The 6139-nt window shown below is 70.6% G+C and carries 5 protein-coding genes; 1 reads left to right on the plus strand and 4 read right to left on the minus strand.

The features are described from left to right. Positions 1-129: 129 nt before the first annotated feature. Positions 130-2538, minus strand: a complete 2409-nt coding sequence (locus AAHZ94_RS26890) for an immune inhibitor A domain-containing protein (RefSeq protein ID WP_502964794.1) — start codon at positions 2536-2538, stop codon at positions 130-132. A gap of 949 nt (positions 2539-3487) precedes the next feature. Here AAHZ94_RS26890 and AAHZ94_RS26895 point away from each other — a divergent pair. Continuing rightward, a complete protein-coding gene (locus AAHZ94_RS26895; RefSeq protein ID WP_349995960.1) occupies positions 3488-3781 on the plus strand; it encodes a hypothetical protein in 294 nt (97 codons plus the stop codon). A gap of 137 nt (positions 3782-3918) precedes the next feature. On the opposite strand, the gene AAHZ94_RS26900 is transcribed toward AAHZ94_RS26895, so the two are convergent. The 3 genes from AAHZ94_RS26900 to AAHZ94_RS26910 form a co-directional block, all read right to left on the minus strand. Further along, positions 3919-4458 (minus strand): RDD family protein, encoded by a 540-nt coding sequence (locus AAHZ94_RS26900; protein WP_349995962.1) that lies wholly within the window; start codon positions 4456-4458, stop codon positions 3919-3921. Positions 4459-4703: 245 nt separating this feature from the next. Further along, positions 4704-5447 carry an RDD family protein gene (locus AAHZ94_RS26905; RefSeq protein WP_349995964.1) on the minus strand — a complete coding sequence of 248 codons (744 nt, stop codon included), beginning with the start codon at positions 5445-5447 and terminating at the stop codon, positions 4704-4706. A gap of 98 nt (positions 5448-5545) precedes the next feature. Continuing rightward, the coding region (locus AAHZ94_RS26910; protein ID WP_349995966.1) for an RDD family protein at positions 5546-6139 on the minus strand (594 nt) is incomplete at its 5' end.

Genomic DNA, 6139 nt, shown 5'->3' on the forward strand with positions numbered 1-6139 from the left:
CCCCGGCCCCGCACCCGCCCCCCCCCGTCCGCGGGGGGGCCACAAAAAACCGGGGGGGGGCAACAAACCCCCACCGGCCCGCCCGCCCGCTAGGGGCGACGGCCGATACCGCTCTGACCAGCGACTATGTCACTTCTTGCCGGAGGGGCTGACGTGGACGATCATCGTCGAGCCGTCCCAGGCCTCGTGCAGGATGCTGATCCGGGTGTTGGTGTCAGGAACCTGAACGCCACCGGTCGGGTTGGTGTCGTACCAGTAGGTGCCCTTGCGGTCGTCGAAGACCGGCACGCCGCGCTTCGACTTGACCTTCGCGGCCTTCCCGTCCTTGTGAAGGGTGTAGCCGTCGGTGCGGAAGTGGCTGAAGGTGGAGTCGTACGCCTGGAAGCGGTTGCGCATCAGGGTGCCGTCCGCCCACTTCTCGGGCTTGGCGTGGGCGTCGATCGGCAGGATCTGGCCCTTGCCCGGGTGCACGCTCACGTTGTTGTCGGGCTGCGAGGTGTCCCACAGCCAGATCAGCAGGCCGTTCTGGTACGGGTAGTGCTCGACCCAGCCCGGGCGCGAGGTGGCCCAACCGAAGTTGTACGGGCCGACCTTGAGGGTCTTGTCGTAGCTGACGTACTGGCGGTTCTCCGCGATGTAGTACTGCGGGTACTCCTTGGTGAGCGAGTCACCGATACGCGAGAAGCCCTTGCTCGTCCAGCCGTTGTCGTCGCCCTCGGCGCCGTCCGTGAAGAGCGGCTTGCCGTCGGCGGTGACGCTGATCTCGTCGGCGGCGAAGCCGAGTTGGGCGGCGCCGCCGTCGGTCTGGTAGCGGAAGCGCACGTCGATCTTCTTGCCCGCGTAGGCGTCCAGCGGGAAGGAGAGCTTCTTGTACGTCTTCGAAACGCCGGTCAGCGCCGGCTTGTCGCCACCGTCGCGCGGGATCTGCTTACCGTCGGCGGTGCCGTCCACGGGCGTCCAGTTGGTGCCGTCCGTGGAGACCTCGGCGTACAGGTAGTCGTAGTTCTCCTCGATGTCCCACCAGCCCTGGAGGTCGAGGGACGCCTTGGACTTGCCCGTCAGGTCGACCGGGCGCGACAGGGTGTTCTTGAGGTCGTTGCCCTGGCCGCTCCACCACTGCTTGCTGCCGGCGGCGGGCGTGACGACCTTGGTGGTGCTGGTCTTGGAGGGCAGCTCGACCACGAGCGCCTGCTTGTCCCGGGTGTTGTACTCGGCCACGCCCAGCTTGTGGGTGGACCGGGTGGCCGACTTCGCCTGGGCGTAGTTGAGCCAGCCCAGCTTCAGCTTGTCCCAGGCGTTCATGTCACCAGGCAGGTCACCGATGGAGTCCTTGCCGGTGCCGAGCCAGGAGCCGGCCGACATCAACGACCAGAAGGCGACGGAGGATTCGCCCTGGTTGGTGGTGTCGTACTCGTCCGGCAGGCCGAGGTCGTGCCCATACTCGTGGGCGAAGACGCCGAGGCCGCCGTTCTCCGGCTGCATCGTGTAGTCGCCGACCCAGATGCCGGAGTTGCCGATCTGCGAGCCACCGGCCTTGTTGTCCGCCGGGCCGGTCTTGCCGTTGTCCGTGCCGTACGCGTACCAGCGGTGCGCCCACAGCGCGTTGGTGCCCTGGACGCCGCCGCCGGCCGACTCGTCCTCACCGGCGTGCACGATCTGGAAGTGGTCGATGTAGCCGTCGGGCTCGTTGAAGTTGCCGTCGCCGTCGAAGTCGTACCGGTCCCACTGGTCGTACTTGGACAGGTCCGCCTTGATCTGGGCGTCGGTGCGGCCGGCCGCCTTCTGGTCCTCGGCCCACCGGGTCACCCCGTCGCGGATCAGGTCCCAGGCGTTGGAACAGTTGCTGCTGCCGCAGAAGTTGGAGCCGTAGCGGGCCTCGTTGTAGTCGACCTTGACCCAGTCGGAGACCTCGCCCTCGACCGAGTAGCGGCCCGAGGACTGCTTCTCGTAGTACTTCTTCAGCGACTCCTTGTTCTTCGCCGTCGAGAAGTACAGGTCCTCGAAGTGCTTGCGGTTGTAATCCGCCTGCCAGGCCGTGCTGTTGTCGTCCTTGCGGTCCGGCTTGGCTATCTCGTTGTGCGCGGGGCCCGGGTCGCCGCCGTACTTCTTGACGGGGGGCTTGGGGCCGTCCGGGCCGTCCGGGTCATAGGTGGACTCGTTGTCCACCTTGGTGCCGAACTCGACCAGAATCGTAAAGATCTTGTCGGTCTTCTCGCGGCCGAGCTCCACGTACTTGCCCCGGCCGAGCTTGACGACCTGCGAGCCACCGCGGCGTTCGGCCTTGGCCTCGCCGGAGATGACCTGCCGCAGCGCGTCCTCGCGCTGTGCTTCCTGCTGCTTGCTGAACGGGCCCGCCAGATCGTGGTCGACGCGCTTGGCCGGCGCCGCCGGGTCGTTCACCTGCGTCTCGGCCGCCGTACCAGGAGCCCCGTTGCGGTCGCTGGCCTGGGCCGCTCCCACGGTCAGCGCGCCCGCACCGAGCGCGCCGATCACCGTGGCTATGGCGATGGGTCTCATCGCCCTCCGTTGTCTCTTCACCTGTGCACTGCCTCCCCAGTCAAGATGAGTGTCGCTATTTGACCGGAGTGAATGAAGAAAAGACAGATCTTGACTTGAACACGCCAGCCAAGTACTTTTTGTGCTTTTCGCACGCGACAAGGTGAACACGAGAGAAAGCGAAAGCTGCGTGGGTTACGGCCCGTTCGGGACACGCCCGGCCGACGGCAGGCCGGCGGACCCGACAACGGCCGCCACGAGCAGGCCCGTCGGCCCCGCCAGGAGGGAGCACCACGGCCCGCCACCACCGTGCACGAGCCGCCGGAGGGTCGGGAGGGGCCGGGAGGGGCGGAGTCGGAGCGGCCACGGGGCGCGCGGAGCCACGGCGGATGCACGGCACGGGGCACGCGCGTATGGGGCGGGCACCGAGGGCCGGAAGGGGCGAGCGCACGGGGACGGGCGGTAGGGGCACGGGAGTCGTACGGGACGTCGGTCGCGCGGGATGCAAGCGGGGCAGCGCTCCCCCAGACCGGCTCCGAGCCGCAGCCGACACCCCAACTCCCCGACTTGCCGGCACCCCAGCACCCCAGCACCCCAGCACCCCACCGCATGGCCAGCACGCGCCTTGCGGAACTGTCAACAGGCGCACGCCACACAGATATTGATGGCGTGAATGACTCTGTGCGCCTCTTGTGCACCGGCACCGTGCGTCAAGTCACGCTTACGGGGCGCCGTCCCGGGGCATCCAGGACCGTAGGATTTTTGCCGCTACCACTCCGTGATGCCTTGCCCAGAGATCCGCAGGGTTCTACTGGGCTCCGCTGACCTCCACCGAGCCCTCCGGGCCCACCGGGCCCCCGGGGCCCGCCTGACTCTCCGGGCCCTCAGGACCCCGGGCCCCAGGATTGCCTTCCCGCTCCTTCCGAGACCCCCGAAGCCCCCCACGATTCTCCGCGCTTCCCTGTCGTCTTCCCGAGGACGGATTACTCCCATGCCGCGTCCGACCACGGCACAGTTCGGCTACGGTTCGCTGGCCGTCGTCCTGTCGACCCTCGCCATGCTGCTGCTCTCCGAGGTGCGTTCGGGCCCCGGGGTGGCGGTCATCGCGGTGGCCGGCCTCGCGGTCGGCCTGCTCGTGGCCATGACCGTACCCATGCACCGGACCGCGACGGCGACTGCCGCTGCGCCTGCGGTCGACGACGAGCCGGGCCGGCCCTCGCCGGTCACCCCGCTCCCGCTGCCCCGCCCCGAACCCAGGACCGGCGGACACACCCTGCGCAGCTAGGGCGTCCGCGCTGCCGCACCCCCACGCGGCAGAGGCCGGCCCGGGCGATCCCGGGCCGGCCTCTGTCGTGTGGTGCGGGGTCCCGCTCGTGCGGGTGGGGCTCGGCCGTCGCCGGGCCGCCCCGGCGTCCGCGGTGGTCAGCGCGCCTCGACGACCACCGTCTTGGCCGCCCGGTCGTGCAGGCACTGCTTGAAGGGCTTGTCCCAGAGCAGCCACAACGAGTTGAGCAGCCAGAACAGCGGCCCGATCGCGATCGGCTGGGCGACGCCGGGCAGCGCGTACACCGCGGCCCTGGTCCAGCCCTTGGCGCCCGGGACGTCGCCGTCGGCCAGCATCGCCACCCGGATGCGGGCGGCCTTCTTGCCGAGCGTCTGGCCGTCGCGGGCGAGCATGAAGCCCTCGTACGCGAAGTAGACGATGAAGGTGATGACCGCGCTCAAGGCCGACTTGGCGACGTCCGGGTCCTTCGGGTCGTCCATCGCGGACTTCAGCGCACCGGTGGCCGTGAGCGCGAGCGTCCAGATGACGCCGAGGATCAGCGTGTCCAACAGCCGGGCCAAGAACCGCTGGCCCGGGGTGGCCAACGGAGCCATCCCGGCCGGGATGCCGGGGGGCTGCGTCAGGGGGTACGGAGAGTGCGGTGCCCCGTACGGGGGCGGCGGCTGATTGGCGCTCATGCCCCCGATTACATCAGCGCGCGCGGCGGGCGCCCAGATCGGGCCCGGCAATACCCATGGGGTCGTTACCCATCGGAAATCTACGCTGCCGGGCGAACCGCCCGATATCACTCCGGGTGCCCGTGACGGCACGCAGGCGTGCGACGGGGGCGGGTGCGGCGGGCGGGTACCGGGCCGCGCGTGACGCGGGTGCGGGACGGGCAGCCGGGCAGCGGGTGATGAGTAGTGCACGGCAGCAGCGGGCGCTACTCGGTCGAGACGACCACCGTCTTGCCCGCCTTGTCGTGCAGACACTGCCGGTAGGGCCGGTCCCAGGTGCACCACAGCACGTTGACCAACCAGAAGACGAAGCCGCAGCACGGCACGATCTGTGGCAGCGCGTAGGTGCCGGCCCGGTACCAGCCCGGCTGGCCGACCGGGTTCGCGCCGTCGCTGAGCATCGCCACCCGAAGCTTCATCAGCTTCTTGCCGACGGTCTGGCCACGGCTGGTCAGCATCAACCCCTCGTACACGAAGTAGATGAGGGCGAAGACGACCGAGGTCGCCGACGACTTGGCCGTGTCGTCCGGGTCGGTCGGGTCGTAGCCGCCGAACGACAGCAGCATGATCACGCTGACCGGGATCGCCACGATGAGCGCGTCCACGATCCGTGCCACCAGCCGCCGCCCGAGCCCGCCGAGCGGCGGCATCCCGGCGAGCGGATCGGCCGCGCCGCCGTAGGGATCACCGCCGTACGGGTCACCCCCGTACGGCGGCTGCCCACCGAAACCGCCCCCGCCGAAGCCGCCCCCGCCGGGCTGGTCGCCGTACGGGCCGCCGGTGGGACCGCCGTACGGGGAGCCGCTGCCCGGCGAGCCGTTGTACGGGCCGCCGCCGGTCGGTGGCCCGGTGCCGGGGTGCCCCTCGGACGGGGGCTGCTGCGGCGGTTTGCGCAGCGGATCCTCGCGCGGGGGCTCGCCGGAGCCGGGCGGTGGCTGGTCGGTGCTCATGGCCCGAGTCGAACCCGCCGCCCGCCCCGCCGCATCCGGCGGGCGCCGTTCGGGTGACCCCGCGGCCCCCGGTGGACGCCGGCGCGGCTACCGCCGGGTCACCCGGGCCGGGAGGCCACGAACGTACGGGCCGCCTTGTCGTGCCAGCACTGCCGCCAGGGGCGGTCGAAGAGGCACCACACCACGTTGACCACGCCGATCACCAGCAGCCCCAGCAGGCCGTACACCAGCCAGCGGCGCAGGGCGGCGAGGAAGGTCGGGCGGTCGTGGTCCTCGATGTCCAGGACGCGCACGCCGCACAGGAGCTTGCCCAGCGTGCGGCCCCACCTGGCGGTGGGCAGCGCCTCGTACACCACGCCGAGCAGCAGCAGGGCCGCCACCACCAGGCCCAGGTAGAGGCCGGTGGTGCCGTCCAGGAGGTAGACGGTGACGGTCTCGCCGGTCTGCTTGGCGGCCTCCACCTTCTCGTCGACGTGGTCCTTCGCCTTGGTCCACAGCGGGAAGGCGACCGCGCCGACGAGCCCGCCGAGCACCACCGTGTCGATCAGTCGGGCGGCCAGTCGCCTGCCGAGCCCCGCCGGCCGGCCCTCGGCCTGGGCCGCGCTCAGGAACGGGTGGGGGGAAGGCACATCTCCGAGCCCCCCCGACGGACGCCGAGCGGGGGGGGGGGGGGGGGGGGGGGGGAAAAAGGG

The organism is Streptomyces sp. HSW2009 (genome assembly GCF_040240285.1).
GTDB lineage: Bacteria > Actinomycetota > Actinomycetes > Streptomycetales > Streptomycetaceae > Streptomyces.

Coding starts and splice junctions, on each gene's coding strand:
- AAHZ94_RS26895 (WP_349995960.1), top strand. CDS start 3,488: ATGCCGCGTCCGACCACGGCACAGTTCGGCTACGGTTCGCTGGCCGTC.
- AAHZ94_RS26905 (WP_349995964.1), bottom strand. CDS start 5,447: ATGAGCACCGACCAGCCACCGCCCGGCTCCGGCGAGCCCCCGCGCGAG.
- AAHZ94_RS26900 (WP_349995962.1), bottom strand. CDS start 4,458: ATGAGCGCCAATCAGCCGCCGCCCCCGTACGGGGCACCGCACTCTCCG.